15 protein-coding genes are annotated in these 16,830 nt (G+C 64.0%); 10 read left to right on the top strand and 5 right to left on the bottom strand.

Features of this window, described 5'->3' with window-relative positions; translation table 11 throughout:
• The first annotated feature begins 147 nt into the window (after positions 1–147).
• The 3 genes from HDG33_RS00985 to HDG33_RS00975 all read left to right on the top strand — a co-directional run bounded on the left by HDG33_RS00985 (position 148) and on the right by HDG33_RS00975 (position 2,657).
• A complete protein-coding gene (locus tag HDG33_RS00985; protein WP_184021402.1) occupies positions 148–1,206 on the top strand; it encodes a sigma-54-dependent Fis family transcriptional regulator in 1,059 nt (352 codons plus the stop codon).
• A 339-nt stretch (positions 1,207–1,545) separates the two neighbouring features.
• Positions 1,546–2,124: a hypothetical protein gene (locus HDG33_RS00980; protein ID WP_184021399.1), complete on the top strand. Its 579-nt coding sequence runs from the start codon at positions 1,546–1,548 to the stop codon at positions 2,122–2,124.
• Positions 2,121–2,657: a hypothetical protein gene (locus HDG33_RS00975; RefSeq protein WP_184021390.1), complete on the top strand. Its 537-nt coding sequence runs from the start codon at positions 2,121–2,123 to the stop codon at positions 2,655–2,657. Before HDG33_RS00980 ends, HDG33_RS00975 begins: the two co-directional genes overlap by 4 nt.
• Positions 2,658–2,722: 65 nt before the next feature.
• Here HDG33_RS00975 and HDG33_RS00970 read toward each other — a convergent pair whose 3' ends face one another.
• Complete coding sequence (locus tag HDG33_RS00970) at positions 2,723–4,069, bottom strand: AAA-associated domain-containing protein (RefSeq protein ID WP_026225663.1); 1,347 nt, start codon at positions 4,067–4,069, stop codon at positions 2,723–2,725.
• A gap of 19 nt (positions 4,070–4,088) precedes the next feature.
• On the bottom strand, positions 4,089–5,840 hold the full coding sequence (locus HDG33_RS00965; RefSeq protein WP_184021376.1) for an ABC transporter permease subunit: 1,752 nt from the start codon (positions 5,838–5,840) through the stop codon (positions 4,089–4,091).
• 781 nt (positions 5,841–6,621) lie between these two features.
• Between HDG33_RS00965 and HDG33_RS00960 the strand changes: the two genes are divergently transcribed.
• Together HDG33_RS00960 and HDG33_RS00955 are read left to right on the top strand one after the other, a co-directional pair.
• Complete coding sequence (locus HDG33_RS00960; protein ID WP_184021373.1) at positions 6,622–8,313, top strand: sensor domain-containing diguanylate cyclase; 1,692 nt, start codon at positions 6,622–6,624, stop codon at positions 8,311–8,313.
• A 172-nt stretch (positions 8,314–8,485) separates the two neighbouring features.
• Positions 8,486–8,752, top strand: a complete 267-nt coding sequence (locus HDG33_RS00955) for a hypothetical protein (protein ID WP_018419782.1) — start codon at positions 8,486–8,488, stop codon at positions 8,750–8,752.
• Positions 8,753–8,812: 60 nt separating this feature from the next.
• Here HDG33_RS00955 and HDG33_RS00950 read toward each other — a convergent pair whose 3' ends face one another.
• Together HDG33_RS00950 and HDG33_RS00945 are read right to left on the bottom strand one after the other, a co-directional pair.
• Positions 8,813–10,129, bottom strand: a complete 1,317-nt coding sequence (locus HDG33_RS00950; protein ID WP_184021348.1) for an ATP-binding protein — start codon at positions 10,127–10,129, stop codon at positions 8,813–8,815.
• Positions 10,113–10,838, bottom strand: coding sequence for a response regulator (locus HDG33_RS00945; protein WP_090803560.1), 726 nt, complete (start codon positions 10,836–10,838; stop codon positions 10,113–10,115). The genes HDG33_RS00950 and HDG33_RS00945 overlap by 17 nt, the downstream gene beginning before the upstream one ends.
• 218 nt (positions 10,839–11,056) lie before the next feature.
• Here HDG33_RS00945 and HDG33_RS00940 point away from each other — a divergent pair, with 218 nt between their 5' ends.
• The gene (locus HDG33_RS00940) at positions 11,057–11,590 is read left to right on the top strand and encodes a periplasmic heavy metal sensor (RefSeq protein WP_018419779.1); all 534 of its coding nucleotides are present in this window, start codon (positions 11,057–11,059) and stop codon (positions 11,588–11,590) included.
• A 134-nt stretch (positions 11,591–11,724) separates the two neighbouring features.
• On the opposite strand, the gene HDG33_RS00935 is transcribed toward HDG33_RS00940, so the two are convergent.
• Positions 11,725–12,435, bottom strand: coding sequence for a pirin family protein (locus HDG33_RS00935; RefSeq protein ID WP_184021345.1), 711 nt, complete (start codon positions 12,433–12,435; stop codon positions 11,725–11,727).
• A 537-nt stretch (positions 12,436–12,972) separates the two neighbouring features.
• On the opposite strand from HDG33_RS00935, the gene HDG33_RS00930 reads away from it, so the two are divergent.
• The 4 genes from HDG33_RS00930 (at position 12,973) to HDG33_RS00915 (ending at position 16,240) form a co-directional block, all read left to right on the top strand.
• Positions 12,973–13,749, top strand: coding sequence for an ABC transporter substrate-binding protein (locus HDG33_RS00930; protein WP_184021342.1), 777 nt, complete (start codon positions 12,973–12,975; stop codon positions 13,747–13,749).
• Positions 13,750–14,021: 272 nt separating this feature from the next.
• Complete coding sequence (locus HDG33_RS00925) at positions 14,022–14,711, top strand: ABC transporter permease (protein ID WP_090803552.1); 690 nt, start codon at positions 14,022–14,024, stop codon at positions 14,709–14,711.
• Positions 14,708–15,421, top strand: a complete 714-nt coding sequence (locus HDG33_RS00920; RefSeq protein WP_018419774.1) for an ABC transporter permease — start codon at positions 14,708–14,710, stop codon at positions 15,419–15,421. Before HDG33_RS00925 ends, HDG33_RS00920 begins: the two co-directional genes overlap by 4 nt.
• Before the next feature lie 39 nt (positions 15,422–15,460).
• Positions 15,461–16,240: an ABC transporter ATP-binding protein gene (locus tag HDG33_RS00915; RefSeq protein ID WP_184021339.1), complete on the top strand. Its 780-nt coding sequence runs from the start codon at positions 15,461–15,463 to the stop codon at positions 16,238–16,240.
• The last annotated feature ends 590 nt before the right edge of the window (positions 16,241–16,830 follow it).

Raw genomic sequence — 16,830 nt, 5'->3', positions numbered from 1 at the left:
GGCTATTTCAGCGGCTCCCAGTTCGATTGCCGGAATCAGTGTCGAAGTGGTTAAATCGTCTTTTATGAGATAGTGGCTGTATGGTCTATCGCATTCAAGGCCTGCGCGCCGCAACACGAACTCCATTTGCACAGGACTTCCCTTTTTATGGCGTCAATCGATCTGGACTCGCGCACCGTGTCAGCCGGTGGCAATGCTTCGCCACAAGCGAAGCAGCGCGTCGCGGACGCCGTCGCGGGACTGAAATCGTACGGGCTGCTGTACGGCTCGTCACCGGTAATGCTCGATCTGTACGAACAGATCGAACGCGTCGCCGATACCGACGCGACCGCGCTGATCATCGGCGAATCGGGCACCGGCAAGGAACTGATCGCCCGCACCATCCACGAGCGCAGCGGCCGCAAGGACGGCGCGTTCGTCGCCGTGAATTGCGGCGCGATTCCCGACGAGCTGATCGAAGCCGAACTGTTCGGCCACGAAAAAGGCAGCTTCACCGGTGCGGTCCAGGGCCGCGTCGGCTACTTCGAACATGCGAACGGCGGCACGCTGTTTCTGGACGAAATCACCGAAATGGCGCCGGTGCGCCAGGTCAAGCTGCTGCGCGCGCTCGAAACCGGCACGTTCTATCGCGTCGGCGGCAACGAGTTGATCAGCGGCAACGTGCGCGTGATCGCCGCGACCAATCGCGACCCCGCGGTAGCCGTCAAGGAAAACGGCTTGCGCGAGGATCTGATGTACCGGCTCGCGGTATTTCCGCTGCGCGCGCCGCCGCTGCGCGAGCGCGAAAACGATCGCGAGCTGCTCGCGCAACACTTCCTCGCGCAATTGAATCAGCAGGAAGGCACCAACAAGAGCTTCAGCAAACGCTCGATCGAAACGCTGCGTTCATGGTCGTGGCCGGGCAACGTGCGCGAGTTGAAGAACGCCGTATATCGCGCGTTCATTCTCGCGGAAAAGACGGTTGAATTGCCGCATCCGCATCTTGCGTCGCGAGTCAAGAAAGCGGTCACGCAAGGCGACGCGATGAGCGTGTGGATCGGCACGCCGCTCGCCGATGCGCAGAAGCAGATCATTCTCGGCACCCTCAAGTACTGCGGCGGCGACAAGCGACGCGCTGCCAAAGCGCTCGGCGTGAGCCTCAAAACGCTGTACAACCGGCTGAGCGCATACGGCGACGAAAGCGGGGAAGACGAAGCCGACTCATAGGCACGGTGCAACGCGAGCCGTCCGCCGATGGCGGCGGCCAGCTGTTGCGCTATTCGTCATGATCCTTTCGCCGCGCGTTTCGCGGCACCGAATTCACCTGCTCAACGTCTCACGCCGACGGCAAATTCACCTGATGTCCCCAATACCTGGCAGAGCCAGGTAAGCCCGCCCATGCGACAGAAAACATCGCAGCGCACGATGTTTTGCAATTTCTTGCATTTTTTCGCTGCCAATTACAAAACGCATCCTGCACAATGCGGCTGCGTAATGAACGACGTGTCCTTCGTTTACACGCGCGAAGCGTGAACGCAGGCACCTGTACGGGCGGGGACGGGAGAAATGCAAAAGAACATGGTGTGGGCTGTCAACGCGAAGTCCGTTGTCGCTGGCGAACGCCCCCACGTAACAGCGCTGATCGCGCTGGCGCTGGCGGTTTCGTCGGCATTGAGCGGCTGCAGTTCGTTGTACACGGAAGGCGCGGTCGCGGGCGCCGGTGTCGCGGGCGCCGCGGTCGCCAACAAGGTCACCAGCAATGCGGCGGTCGCGACCGGTATCGGTCTTGGCGCGGTCGCCGCCGCGCGCGCCGGTGTGCAGTACTCGGAGCGCGTGGTTCACACGAATACGCAGAACAGCATCGCGCAGGCGGCCGGTCCGCTCGAGGTCGGCACGGTCGCCCCGTGGAGCATCACCCACTCTTTCCCAATCGAAGACGACGAACACGGCCGCGTGACCGTCAGCCGTCTGATCAGCACCGGCCCGCTCGACTGCAAGGAAATCGTCTTTTCCGTCGATCAAAACGCAACGCGCGACAAGCCCGCGAGCAGCGCGTTCTACATCGCATCGGTTTGCCGTGATGGTAAGGACTGGCGTTGGGCATCGGCCGAACCCGCCACCGAGCGCTGGGGTGCGCTGCAATGAAATTGCGTTCGCTTGGCGTTCCGATGGGTGATCGGATGCGGCTCATCGCGGCCGCCGCGCTATGCGTCGGCGCGAGCCTGCTGGCGAGCGGCTGCGCGTCGATCGGCGCGGCGAGCGGCGCGGCGGCGGGTGTCGCGTCGGGCCTCGTGACCAGCAATCCGGCCGTCGCGCTCGGCGTCGGCGTGGCCGTGCAGGCCGCGACCGACGAAGCGGTCGCGCGCTACATGCGCAGCATGCACAAGGATCAGCAGGATCTGATGGCGGCGCTGGTCGGCACGATGCCGGTCGGCGAAGCGAAACCGTGGTCGGTCAAGCACACCTTGCCGATCGAAAACGGCCACGGCGAGGTGCGCGTGACCCGCGCGTTCAGCTCGGCGCTCGCGCTGTGCAAGGATTTCGTGTTCTCGGTGCAGGACGGCGACGGCCCGAATGCGCCCGAGAGGTGGTTCACCGCGAGCGCGTGCCAGCAGGACAAGGGTTGGAAGTGGGCCACGGCCGAGCCGGCGGTTACACGCTGGGGCAATCTGCAATAAAAGCGGCGAGGTTTTCCTCGCCGCTTTTTTGTCTGAACCGCAGTCGTTTCCGCGGCAACCCAGGCTTAAGACTCCACGTCTTCCAGACTGAAGATTTCGGTCTGGTCGTTATACGAAAAGATCTCGCCGTAACGGCCCCAGTTGATGACCGCGTCGAGCGTCTCTTCCGCCGCGCTGTCCGACAGGAAGTCCTCGAGCTCCTGCTCGAAACGCACGCGCGGCGCGCGATGTCCGGGCCGCTCGTTCAACACCTTCTTGATCCGCGCCGCGAGCGGCACGTGCCGCAGCAGATGCTCGGCGAACATCATCTTCCGTTCCTGCGTGCCGAACTCGGAGAACACGCGCGCCGGCGGCGTCAGGAAAATGTCGCCCTCGCGCACGTCGGCGAAACCGAGGTGCTGCAGCACTTCGGCGATCGGAAACAGATCGTCGACCTCCAGATGCAGCGAGCGCGCGATTTCCGGCATGTCCGCGCGGCCGTGATACGGCGCGGCGGCGAGCGTTTCGATCAGACCGGCCATCAGGTTGGTCGACACGTGCGGCAGCCAGCTACCGAGCTCCAGCCCCTTCTTGGTCTTTTCGTCGGTCTGACGCGCGGTCATCTTCGCGTAGATCTCGTCGACGAGGCGGCGAAATGCCGGGTCCAGACGGTTGCGCGGATGCTTGAACGGCACCTTGATCTCGGCGATCACGCGGCCCGGGTTCGACGACAGCACCAGAATGCGGTCGCACATGAACACCGCTTCCTCGATGTTGTGCGTCACGATCAGCACCGCCTTGATCGGCATGCGCCCCTGCGTCCACAGATCGAGCAGGTCGGTACGCAGCGTTTCGGCGGTCAGCACGTCGAGCGCGGAGAACGGCTCGTCCATCAGCAGCAGCGTCGGATCGACGACGAGCGCGCGCGCAAAGCCGACGCGCTGGCGCATACCGCCCGACAGCTCGCGGGGATACGCGTTTTCGAAGCCGTCGAGGCCGATCAGGTCGATCGCGGCGAGCGCGCGCGTGCGCCGCTCCGACGCACCGACGCCCTGCGCCTCGAGACCGGCTTCCACGTTCTGCAGCACGGTCAGCCACGGAAACAGCGCGAAGGTCTGGAACACCATCGCGACACCCTTGGCCGGACCTGCGAGCGGCTTGCCCATGTACGTGACTTCGCCGTCGGTCGGCTCGATCAGACCGGCGATGATGCGCAACAGCGTCGACTTGCCCGAGCCCGAACGGCCAAGCAGACCGACGATCTCGCCCTCGCGCAGCGACAGATTCGCGTCGTCGAGGACGAGCAGTTCGCCCTGCGTCTTGTTGAAGCCGCGGCACACGTCCTTCACGCGCAGAATTTCCTCACCGAGGCGCGGGGGCTTCGGCGGCGTCTGGATCGGCGCGGCGGTCATAGCAGCTTTAGGATTTTGCATCGCGTTAAGCCTTCATTTCTCAATCTAGACGGAGCTTGCCTTCGGCGTAGGCGTACATCGGACGCCACAGCAGACGGTTGAACAGGGTCACGAACAGGGACATCACGGCGATGCCCACGATGATCTTCGGATAGTCGCCCGCCGCGGTAGTCTGCGCGATATAGGCGCCGAGGCCATGCGCGGCGACCTTGGTATCGCCCCACTGCACGAACTCGGCAACGATGCTCGCGTTCCACGCGCCGCCCGACGCGGTGATCGCACCGGTCACGTAGTACGGAAAAATGCCCGGCAGCATCGCCTGACGCCACCACTGCCAGCCGCGAATGTGGAAATTCTTGGCCGCCTCGCGGTAGTCGTTCGGATACGAGCTTGCACCTGCAATCACGTTGAACAGGATATACCACTGCGTGCCGAGCACGATCAGCGGCGACAGCCAGATGTCCGGATTCAGGTGAAAGCGCACGATCGCGATCACGAATACCGGGAACAGCAAATTCGCCGGGAACGCCGCGAGGAACTGCGCGAGTGGCTGCATCTTTTCCGCGAGCGCGGGGCGCAGGCCAATCAGCACGCCAACGGGCACCCAGATCACGGAAGCGATCGCGATCAGCACGACCACGCGCAGGAGCGTGATCAGGCCCAGCACGAACACGTGGCCGATCTCGTCGAGCGTCACGCCGGTCCGTACATACAGGAACACGCGGTACACCACATACACCGTGGCGAGCAGCACGATCGCCGCCCAGATGAAGTCGCCGAGCTTCGAGTTCTTCTCGCGCTGCGGGATGTGAAAGCGCGGCGCGCTGAACGCCGGCAGTTGGAAGCGCACCCGAGCCGCGCGCGCGAACATCCAGCCGAGCGGCACGAGCAACCGGTGAATCAGCCGCGTGCGGCGGATCAGGTCGAGCAGCCACGATTGCGGCGCATCGCCCGAACTCGTGAACTCCATGCGGAACTTGTCCGCCCACGCGACGAGCGGACGGAACAGCAACTGGTCGTAGGCGAGAATCACGACCGTCATCGCGAGGATGACCCAGCCGATCGCGTGCAGGTTCTTGTCGCTGATCGCCTGCGCCAGGTAGGCGCCGATGCCCGGCAGCGTAACTGTATGATTGCCGACCGTGATCGCTTCGGAAGCCACGACGAAGAACCAGCCGCCAGACATCGACATCATCATGTTCCAGATCAGGCCGGGCATCGAGAACGGCACTTCGAGTTTCCAGAAGCGCTGCCATGAAGTCAGATGAAAGCCGCGCGAGACTTCGTCGAGGTCGCGCGGCACCGTGCGCAGCGACTGATAGAAGCTGAACGTCATGTTCCACGCCTGGCTCGTGAAGATCGCGAAGATCGCGGCGAGTTCGGCGCCGAGCACGCGGCCCGGGAACATCGCGAGGAAGAACGTCACCGTGAACGAGATGTAGCCGAGCACCGGCACCGACTGCAGGATGTCGAGGATCGGCACCAGCACGAGACCGGCGCGGCGGCTCTTGGCGGCCAGCGTCCCGTAGACCAGCGTGAAGATCAGCGACGCGACCATCGCCGCGAGCATGCGCAGCGTGGTGCGCATCGCGTACTCGGGCAGGTTGGCCGGATCGAGCGAGATCGCCTGCGTCTTTAGCGTCGACATCGGCGCGAGCGTCTCGTGAAAGCCGATCGACGCCATCGCGATCAGGCAGATGATCAGCGGGAACGCGACGAAGTCCCAGCGGTTGGGCAACACGCGCCATGCCGATGCATTGGCGGTGCGGTTCAGGTTGAAGCTGAAATCCATCAGATGCCCTCCCTCTTCAAACAGGCATTCGAACGCTCGAAGGAGGCCGCGGCTGCTCCGCGGCGGTCTATGGGTCGGTCCGGAAAGCGGAAATCAGGCATGGCAAAACGCGCGTGCGTGGTAAATCGTTAGCGTTGGAGACACATGGGCCGGCAATGGACAGCTTCGTGAACGCGTCGCCCACGACCACCACCATCACGCCGAACTCCTGTCGCCGCGGGCGCCGCCCGAGGGCTGGCGGGCTTTCCTCGTTTTGGACGGCACGACACTACACCATCCTATGTTTCAGGCACAACCTTTCGCCGCAAATTGCGATACGGCCTCGCGAGGCCGTGGCGTAAGGCTTCAGCAAGCCCCGGCACGCGTCGCCGCGCCGCACTGTACTCTGCTGCCGCGTGCTTCAGCGTGACACGTCGCGAGGCCGTCTCGCGGCGTGGCGCGCAAGCCACATCGGCGCGTCGCCCCGGCCGTCGTCGCTCGATCGCTTCATTGGCCCGCACAGCTATCAAGAAAGCGGCGCGGCTGCCGTTAAGAATCTGATCGGCGCGGCATATGCAGGCGGCATCCCAGCAATAACGGTGGCATCGTGCTCCGCGACGGTTAAAATCGGGAAACGGCGTACCTGTTTATCAGCGGTTCATCCCGGACATGGCGACGGCGCAGCGCACCTCGCTCGCGACGGGACGAAACCGCAGCTGATGCAGATAACGACACAGCGTTGAGAGCGCGCTGCCCACGAACGAGCAAGTTGCATGTCACAGCCAGACGGATCAGAGGGTCGATGAACAGGACAACCTTGCGCCAGGTAGCCGGGCCGGTCAGCTTCGTGCTGATCGTACTCGTCTGCTGGTTCGTGGCTGGCATGGTCGCGGACCGGATGGTACAGCAAGAGCTGGACGCGGCGTTGCACACGCAGCGGCAAATGTCCACGTCGATCGTCGACAACATGGCTGAAGTGATTGCCAGCGACCTCGCGATGTCCCGCGCCATTCCCGCAACCATGGCCGAAATGGACGTGGTCCAGCGTGCCCTCGTGCAATCGCAGAATTATGCCGTGAACAGCGAGGCGGCGGAACCCGCCTTGCGAACCGCCTTGCTCAAGGATCCGAAGATGGCCGGGGTCAGCAGGTTCCTGCACGAAGCGCAGGGCTTCTCCGGGCTCGATCAGGTCTGGATCGTCAACGCGAACGGCATCTGTGTTGCGTCGAGCGGCACGATGTCGAACCCCGAGGGTGCCCAGCAATCGTTCGTCGGCGTGGACATGCGCGCGCGCGGCTATCTGACCAACGCGCTGCTCGGCGCATTCTCCGAAGCCTACGGCGTGGGTCGCGCGAGCGGCGAGCCGGGCATCTTCATCGCCGCGCCGGTGTACGCGGACGGGCTGCTGGTCGGCGCGGTGGTCGCGAAGGTCGGCATCGCGCGGTTGCGCCACTGGGTCGCGCACGCGGGCACCTTCGTGTCCGACGACAACGGCGTCATCATCATGGCGCACAACAGCGCGCTCGAAGGCCACGCGTTGCCGAACTCGCGCGTCACGCTGATGAGCCCCGCCGAGCGGCGCATCATCTACCGCCGGGACACGTTCCCCGACATGCTGATCCGCGAAGACACGCAAGTGCGTGAGCAGGCGCCGTGGGTGCCGGCGTCGGTCGCCGCGCAGCTGTTCGGCATGATCGAACAGCCGGCCCCGGCGCTCTATCAGAACCGCGGCGGCCTGAACTCGGGGCTCTCCGCGCACCTGGTCGATCCGCTCGCCGCGTGGCCGGAACTGCTGCGCAACCACAAGCGCGACCACCTGCTGGTGTTCCTGACATTGGCCGGCACCGTCGCGCTCGCGTGGGTGATCACCGTGTCCTACGTGCGCGAGCGGCGCCACCATCGCGCGACACGCGATCTCGCCGAGCAGTTGCAGTCGGCCAATACGCTGCTGTCGGCGGAGGCGCGGCACGATGCGTTGACCGGCGCGCTGTCGCGGCGCTATTTCCTCGACCTGCTACGCCACGAGATCGATCGCGCGCATGCGGGGCGCGAGCCGCTGTGCATGGCGATCGCCGATCTCGACCACTTCAAGCAGATCAACGACCGCTTCGGCCACGCCGCCGGCGACCGCGCGCTCGAACATTTCGTCGATACGTGTCGCGCCGAGCTGCGTGGCTCCGACGCGGTCGGCCGGCTCGGCGGCGAAGAGTTCGGCCTGCTGCTGCCGGCCACCGATCTGACGGGCGGGCGCGAAGTCGTCGAGCGTCTGCGGCTGCGGTTGAAAGCGGTGCCCTCGCCGAAGCTGCCGGCCTCGGCGGGGCTGAGCGTGAGCATCGGCATCACCGAACTGTCGCCCGACGATCTGCCCGAGCGTCTCATGAGCCGCGCCGATACCGCGCTGTATGCGGCGAAGACCGGCGGGCGCGACCGCACCGAAGCACTGCCGCCCGACGATACGGCGCCGCCTACGCGCACCGCGGTGAATGCCTGGTGAATGCCTGACGCTCGCCGAAATATTCAGCACGCGACGGTATCGCCCTCTCCGCTCAGCCAACCCACGCCGACACCCTGCCCCGCGCTGAAAACGACGCCGAGCCTCCCGCAACGAAGCAGGTATCATCAATCCTGATATCGGATTGTCACTACCGCACTAACGGGAGATTCGCATGAAGGGAAATCTGGTGATCGTCTGTCGCGATCACGACGCTGATGCTTTCGACCATCTGCTCGCCGAATACGGCGCGTTCCAGACGCGTCTGTCGTCGACCGCGTGGTATCTGAAACTGGAGGTTGCGCCGGAACTGATTCAGGAGGAAATACTCGCGCGCCTCGGCAAATATACGACGCACTATATTTTCGAGGCGGAATCGGTGACGTGGAATACCGTCGATAGCGAAACGGCGAACGCGTTGAATACGCTGTTTTCGGACTGAGCTCTCGCCGCTCGCGATGCCGACGCCTCGCGCGCGCATCGCGACTCCAACACCCTGCTTCTACCAGGCGTTTTCCGAGGCGGTCGCGACCCGCGGCAGCACGTCGAACGGAAAACTCATCAACACCCGCAAACCGCGGCCGCCATGATTGCCGATTTCCCATTCACCGCCCGCGCGCCGCACGAGCCGCTCGACGATCGCAAGGCCCAGCCCGCTATGGCCGTTGCCGCCTCGCGCCGGATCGAGCCGCACGAACGGCCGGCTCGCGTTGATCAGGTCCTGGGCGGCGATGCCCGTGCCGTTGTCGCTAATTGATAGCGTAAAGCTCTGCGGCGTGCGCGCGGTCGCGACGACCACCGGCGGCGCCCCATACGCATGCGCGTTGTCGATCAGATTCGACAGAATCCGGTCGAGCGTGGCCGCCGGCAGCAGAAATGACGGCCCGGCGTTCAGTTCCGTGTGCACGGTCGGCGCACTGGTGGCCACCGCCCGATAGCTGCGCACGACACGCTCGCACTGCGCATCCACTTCCACGGGTTCGCTGCGGTCCGCGCCGTCGTGCGCGAACAGCAGGAACTGCTCGACGATATGCGTCATCGAATCGACGTCGCGCACGACGCCGTCGCGCGTCTTCGCGTCGTCCATCATTTCGGCGCGCAGCCGCAGACGCGCGAGCGGCGTCTTCAGGTCATGCGCGACACCGGCAAGCATCACCGCGCGATCGTTCTCGGTGCGCGCGACTTCCTGCACCATCTGATTGAAGCCATGGGTGAGTTGCCGCAACTCGCGCGGCCCGCGCTCGGGCACCGGCGGCACCGGCAGCCCGCGACCGAAGCGCGCCACCGCCTGCGCGAGCAAGCGCAGCGGCCGCTGTAGCGCCCAAGCAGCGAACAGCGCCGCCATCACCGCAAACGAGAAAATGATGACGAGCCACAAGACCGTGCGGTCGAGCGAGCGCGGCATGCGCAGCGGCTGCACCGGCACGACGATCCAGTTCTGATCGGTCACGGCGCGCACCCATAGCATGGGCGGAGCGCCGGGTGGACCGACGCGCACCTGGGTGTCGGCCGGCATGCGGTCGCGCACGTCCTCGACGAAACGCGCGAGCGGCGGCGGCATGTTCGCGCTGGCCGCCGGCACGTCCGGGCTCGCCGGGTCGACCAGCTTCACACGCGACGGCAGCGGTTGATCCGGTGTGCGGGCGACGTGCTGACGCACCGCGTCGACGAGGAAGGTCGCTTCCTCGACCGCGTAGCGCGTTTGCAGTTGCGAACGTTCGAGTCGCATCAGCGCATACCACGCGAAATGCGACAGCAACAGCACCGCGACGACGAGCAGCGCGAGCCGCCCGAACAGCGAATCAATGGGCCGACGCATGCTGCTCGCCGTCCGGCACGAACACGTAACCGCGGCCGCGCACGGTCTGGATGAAGCGCGGCGTGGATGGATCGGTTTCGAGAATGCGACGCAGGCGCCACACCTGCACGTCGATGCCGCGGTCGGTGCCGTCGTACTCGGGACCGTGCAGCAGTTCCAGCAGGCGCTCGCGCGTGAGCGTGCGCATGGGGTGATTGACGAAAATCTTCAGCAGCGCGAACTCGCTGCCCGACAGCGCGAGCGGCTTGTCTTCGAGATGCAGCGTACGCGACTGGAAATCCAGCGTGAAGCGGCCGAAGCTGAACGGCTCGCGCTGCTCGGGCGCGGCCGCCGACGGCAGCGTGCGGCGCCGCCGCAGCACCGCCTGCACGCGCGCGAGCAGTTCGCGCGGATTGAACGGTTTGCCGAGGTAATCGTCCGCGCCGAGTTCGAGCCCGACGATACGATCGACGTCGTCCGCACGCGCGGTCAGCATGATGACGGGGATATCGTCGCCCGACGCACGCAGCTTGCGCAGCGCGGTGAGGCCGTCCACGCCGGGCATCATCAGGTCCAGCACGATGAGGTCGGGGCGCTCGCGCTCGAGGCGCCGTTCGAGCGAGCCCGCGTCGTGCAGCACCGAAACTTCGATGCCCTGACGGGCGAGATAGTCGCGCAACAGATCGCGCAGTTCGACGTCGTCGTCGACGACCAGGATTTGAGTAGCCATGGAATGAAGTTTAACGCGCAGCCAAAAGGGATTTCGTTTTCCAAACGGTCTGAAGGGTTACCGGGTGTTACGGTGAAAGCCACACGTAATTGCTGGTAATAGCGGCGTCCGGGCGCGTAACACAGCGGCGCACCCGGTTCTCTACGCTGTGCCTTACCGAGTGCAGGCAGTCCAAAGACCGGTTGCTTCGTCGGCTATTCCATTACAAGGAGCCTCATATGTCCACCAAAAAGATGTCGCGCGTTCTCGCCGTTGCTGCCACCGCTCTCGCCATCGGCGCGGGCGCCGCTTACGCCGCCCAACCCGCCGAGCAGGCGCACGGCGGGCCCGGCGGCTGGCATGGCCACTTCATGAAGGAACTGACCCAACTCCACGACCAGTTGAAGCTGAACGCGGATCAGGAAAAGCTGTGGCAAAACGCGCTCGATACGATGAAGCAGAACCACGAAGCGATGCGCGCCAACCACAAGCAGGTTCAAGACCAGTTCAAGGCCGCACAGCAACAGCCGATCCTCGATCTGAACGCGATGGCCGCGACGCATCAGCAGATCGAGCAGAAGGACGCGCAACTGCGTCAGCAAACCACCGACGCGTGGCTGAAGTTCTATAACGGCCTGAACGACCAGCAGAAGACCACCGTCAGCACGGCGCTGAAGCAGCGCTTCGCGCGGATGGAGCAGCGTCACGAGAAGATGCGCGAGCGCTGGGAGCATCACAAGGGTGCCGCGTCGGCGCCGGCCGCCAATCAATAAGCGGCGCATTCGCGAGGCGGACCAGGGAGGGCGCCTCGCTAATAGAAAAACGCCACGGAAGAGGTTTTCCGTGGCGTTGCTGTTTGGCGCTGCTCGCCGCTCGATCGGCGGCCCGCGCGAATCAACTGCTTGAATCAGCCGTTCAACTGACCCAGATCGAACAGCAGCACTTCCGCGTCGTCGCCCTTTTCCAGCGTCACCGTGTCGACGTCGCTGAGCTTCGCGGCATCGCCCGCCTCGAGCACCGTGCCGTTCACGCTCAGCGTGCCGCGCGCGACGTGCAGATAGGCGAGGCGCCCCGCCGGCAGCGCGAACGTCGCGTGTTCGGCGCCGTCGAACAGTCCCGCGTAGATCGACGCGTCCGCATGGATCGTCACCGAGCCGTCACGGCCGTCGGGCGACGCGATCACGCGCAGGCGGCCGCGCTTGCTGTCGGCGTCGAAGCGCTTTTCCTCGTAGCCGGGCTGGTCGCCCGCGCGGCGCGGGATGATCCAGATCTGCAGCAAGTGCGCGAGTTCGTCGCGCGACGCGTTGAACTCGCTATGCTGCACGCCGGTGCCCGCGCTCATGCGCTGCACGTCGCCGGGACGGATCGTCGAGCCATTGCCCATGCTGTCGCGATGCGCGAGCGCGCCTTCGAGCACATACGTGACGATCTCCATGTCGCGATGCCCGTGCGCGCCGAAACCCTGACCGCCGGCGATGCGGTCTTCGTTGATCACGCGCAGCGGCCCGAAGTGCACGTGCTCGGGGTCGCGGTAATCGGCAAACGAGAAGCTGTGATACGAGTCGAGCCAGCCGTGGTTGGCGTGACCGCGTTCTGCGGAGCGGCGAATCTCGATCATGGAAAGTCTCCCGGTAAGTAGTCAATCAGAGCGATGTTGGGAATGTAGGGGTTGCGCCCCCCCATAACAATCGTGCGCAACCGCACCGCAGCGTTCCATCGCTGCATGCAATCGCGCGACCGGCGAGCCCATCGCGCGGAAAGCCCGGCGCCCGGATGCCCGGGGCCCGGCAGCCCGGCGCCCGCAAAACCGCGCCGGCGTCGCGCACGCACAACGCGTTGCACGGCGTCTTGCCGCTCGATGCCGCGCTGCGCTGGCAGCTTGCCGCTCTTCGGGTAAAATACCGCGCTTTTCAAGCCGCGTGGACGTCCCGCGGGACGTGCAGGCCGCGCCGGCAAGCCTCGGCGGGCGGGCCGCAACCGGTGCGCGACGGGCTTCGACTCGGCACCAAACCGTGCGAGCCACGCCGGATAAGCACCGAACGCGCCGGACCGGCGCGGCACGGCAATTTTGACCGCCTAGAATAGCGACCGTCGGCCCTCGGCCGGTGCTCGTCGAGTCGTGTCATTACGACGATCAGTTTGATTCAGGAGAAACATGAAGAAGTTCGCACTGTGCGTGGCTCTGGCAGTCATGGCCACCGGCGCGATGGCGAAAGAATGGAAAACGGTGCGCATCGGGGTCGACGCCAGTTATCCGCCATTCGAATCGAAGGCGCCTGATGGCGACATCGTCGGTTTCGATGCCGATCTGACCCGCGCGCTGTGCGCGAAGATGAACGTGAAGTGCGTGTGGGTCGCGCAGGATCTCGATGGCATCATCCCGGCGCTGAAAGCTCGCAAGTTCGACGCGATCATTTCCTCGCTGAGCGTCACCGACAAGCGCCGCGAGCAGATCGACTTCTCCGACAGGATGTTCGACGCGCCCGCCCGCATGATTGCGAAAACCGGTTCGCCGCTTCGGCCCACCCCTGAATCGCTGAAAGGCAAGCACGTCGGCGTCGAGCAGGGTTCGACGCAGGAACAGTACGCGAAGGCCTGGTGGGAGTCGAAGGGCGTGCTCGTCGTGTCGTACCAGAATCAGGACCAGGTGTACGCGGATCTCGCGTCGGGGCGCCTCGACGCCGCGCTGCAGGACGAAGTGCAGGCCGACGCCGGCTTTCTGAAGACGCCGCGCGGCAAAGGGTTCTCCTGGGCCGGTCCGGAAGTGAAGGATCCGCAGACGATCGGCGAAGGCACCGCGATCGGTCTGCGCAAGGGCGATGTCGAACTGAAGGCGAAGTTCAATCAGGCGCTCGCCGAGGTTCATCAGGACGGCACGTTCAAGAAGCTCGAAAAGCAGTACTTCGATTTCGACATTTATCCTGGCCGTTGAGCGAAACAGGCAGGATACTGCGTGGTAAGCCGGCTCGTGCCGGTGGCGGTGAAAGCGGCAACGAAGGTGGCGACACCAGGCAGTAGATTCAAAACAATCCGAGACGAAAGTCCCACAAGCGCGCTGCAGGAGCACCAACGTTTCTGCAGCATGATTTGCACAGCGGCACGCTGTGCGCCGCGGATCACGGCGAGCCAGGCGCTCGTCCCCGACGCGGCGCTACGCGGACCGCGTCTTTCGCGGTGCGCGTAGCGCATCGTCGTGGACTACCTATGTTCCTTCAAGGCTACGGCCCGCTGCTTCTCAGCGGCACCTGGCAAACCGTCAGGCTGGCGGTGTTCTCGCTCGCGCTCGCGTTCGTGCTCGGCCTGCTCGGCGCGGCGGCGAAATTGTCGAAGAACCGTCTGTCGAACGGCATCGGCACGGTGTATACGACGCTCGTGCGCGGCGTGCCCGATCTCGTGCTGATGCTGCTGCTGTTCTATAGCATCCAGATCTGGCTGAACAACCTGACCGACGCGCTCGGCTGGGAGCAGATCGACATCGACCCGTTCGTGGCCGGCGTCGCGGTGCTCGGCTTCATCTACGGCGCGTACTTCACCGAGACGTTCCGCGGCGCGTTTATCGCGGTGCCGCGCGGCCAGCTCGAAGCGGGCGCCGCCTACGGCATGACGAGCTGGCAGGTGTTCTCGCGCGTGATGTTCCCGCAAATGATGCGCTTCGCGCTTCCGGGCATCGGCAATAACTGGCAGGTGATGGTCAAGGCGACCGCGCTCGTGTCGATCATCGGTCTCGCCGACGTCGTCAAGGCCTCGCAGGACGCCGGCAAGGGTACCTTGCGGTTCTTCTTCTTTACCCTGCTCGCGGGGGCGATCTATCTCGTCATCACCACCGTGTCGAACTTCGTGCTGATGTACCTCGAAAAGCGTTACTCGACCGGCGTGCGAAAGGCGGATCTATGATCGAGATCATTCAGCAATACTGGCGCAACTATCTGTTCACCGACGGCTATCGCTTCACCGGCGTCGCAATCACGTTGTGGCTGCTGGTCGTGTCGATCGGCCTCGGCTTCTGCCTGTCGGTGCCGCTCGCGGTCGCGCGCGTGTCGAAGAAGAAATGGCTCGCGGGCCTCGTGTGGCTCTATACGTATATCTTCCGCGGCACGCCGCTCTACGTGCAGCTGCTGCTGTGCTACACGGGTCTCTACAGCCTCGAGATCATCCGCAACAACGAGCTGACCAACGCGTTCTTTCGCGACGGCATGCACTGCACGCTGCTCGCGTTCACGCTGAATACCTGCGCGTACACGACCGAAATCTTCGCGGGCGCGATCAAGGCGACGCCCTACGGCGAGATCGAAGCGGCGCGCGCGTACGGCATGTCGTCGTTCACGCTGTACCGGCGCGTGATTCTGCCGTCGGCGCTGCGCCGCGCACTGCCCTACTACAGCAACGAAGTGATCCTGATGCTGCACGCGACGACCGTCGCGTTCACGGCCACGGTGCCGGACATCCTGAAGATCGCGCGCGACGTGAACTCCGCGACGTACCAGTCGTTCAATGCGTTCGGCATCGCCGCGCTGCTGTATCTGTGTATTTCTTTCGCGCTCGTGTGGCTGTTCCGCCGCGCCGAGCGTCGCTGGCTCGCTTACCTGCGGCCGCAAGGCAAGTAACTGCGCGTCCCTGGACAAGCAAGCTCGTTAAGGATCCTGATGAACTCCAAGAAGCAGAAGCTCTTCGTCGACGAGCTTCACAAAAAGTACGGCGACAACGAAGTCCTCAAGGGCGTGTCGCTGAAAGCCAATGCCGGCGACGTGATCAGCGTGATCGGTTCGTCCGGTTCGGGCAAGAGCACGATGCTCCGCTGCATCAACTTTCTCGAACAGCCGAACGCGGGGCGCATTTTCGTCGACGGCGAGGAAGTGCGCACGCAGACCGCCAGGGACGGCGCGTTGCGCGTGTCGGACCCGAAGCAGTTGCAGCGTGTGCGCACCAAGCTTTCGATGGTGTTCCAGCACTTCAACCTGTGGTCGCACATGAACGTGCTCGAGAACATCATCGAGGCGCCGGTGCATGTGCTCGGTCTGAAGCGCAAGGAGGCCGAGGACCGAGCGCGCGAGTATCTGGAGAAGGTCGGGCTCGCGCCGCGTCTCGAGAAGCAGTATCCGTCGCATCTGTCGGGCGGCCAGCAGCAGCGTGTCGCGATTGCGCGGGCGCTGGCGATGCACCCCGACGTGATGCTGTTCGACGAGCCGACCTCCGCGCTCGACCCGGAGCTCGTCGGCGAAGTGCTGAAGGTAATGCAGAAGCTCGCCGAGGAGGGCCGCACGATGATCGTCGTCACGCACGAAATGGGCTTCGCGCGCAACGTGTCGAACCACGTGATGTTTCTGCACCAGGGCCGCGTCGAGGAAGAAGGCCATCCCGACGAAGTGTTCAGGAACACGAAGAGCGAACGTCTGAAGCAATTCCTGTCGGGCAGTCTCAAGTAATAAAATTACTCGCGACTTATGATGCGAATGGCATGGAAAATGTAGTCAATGTAGTTTTACAAGGCGCTTACGAGCGCCTTTTTCGTTTTCACCATGTCCTTCCGCCCGGCCATTCGAACGACGAAAAAGCGCCGAAAATCCCACAAAACGGGCCGTTCAGGCCGAGTTTTCGCCCTAACCTGCCACTTTTGACTCGTCAATAGTGACAATCCTTAATACGACCCCTTCCAAGCCGCGATTCCCTTGCCGGACAAGGCTTTGCGCCTTTTCCCGAGGAACTCCTTCGGGTCCCAGCCCACATTCGTATTGCAATTTGGCGACACCCCCTGTTGGCGGTACTAATTTCTTCTCCCAGTTAAAGTTATTTTTGATAAATTGGTAACCAAAGTACCAAAACAAAGTTGATTAAAAGTAGTTTCACTTCAAAACACAGAGGAGAACCGGTCGGCGTGGGATCGGCATGACGCAAAGATAGCTCGACGCTACATGTCATGGCAGGAGAATCCCTATCCACCCGCCACTCTCCCCTGGTACCGCTTTCTGTTCGGTGCTTATCGCGTCCGAACACCACTCGCAGTACTGGGTTTCTT

The organism is Paraburkholderia sp. Cpub6, assembly GCF_014201065.1.
Lineage (GTDB): Bacteria > Pseudomonadota > Gammaproteobacteria > Burkholderiales > Burkholderiaceae > Paraburkholderia > Paraburkholderia tuberum.
Note: the sequence above shows the minus strand (reverse complement) of the source record. Positions and strands in the feature narration are given on the sequence as shown.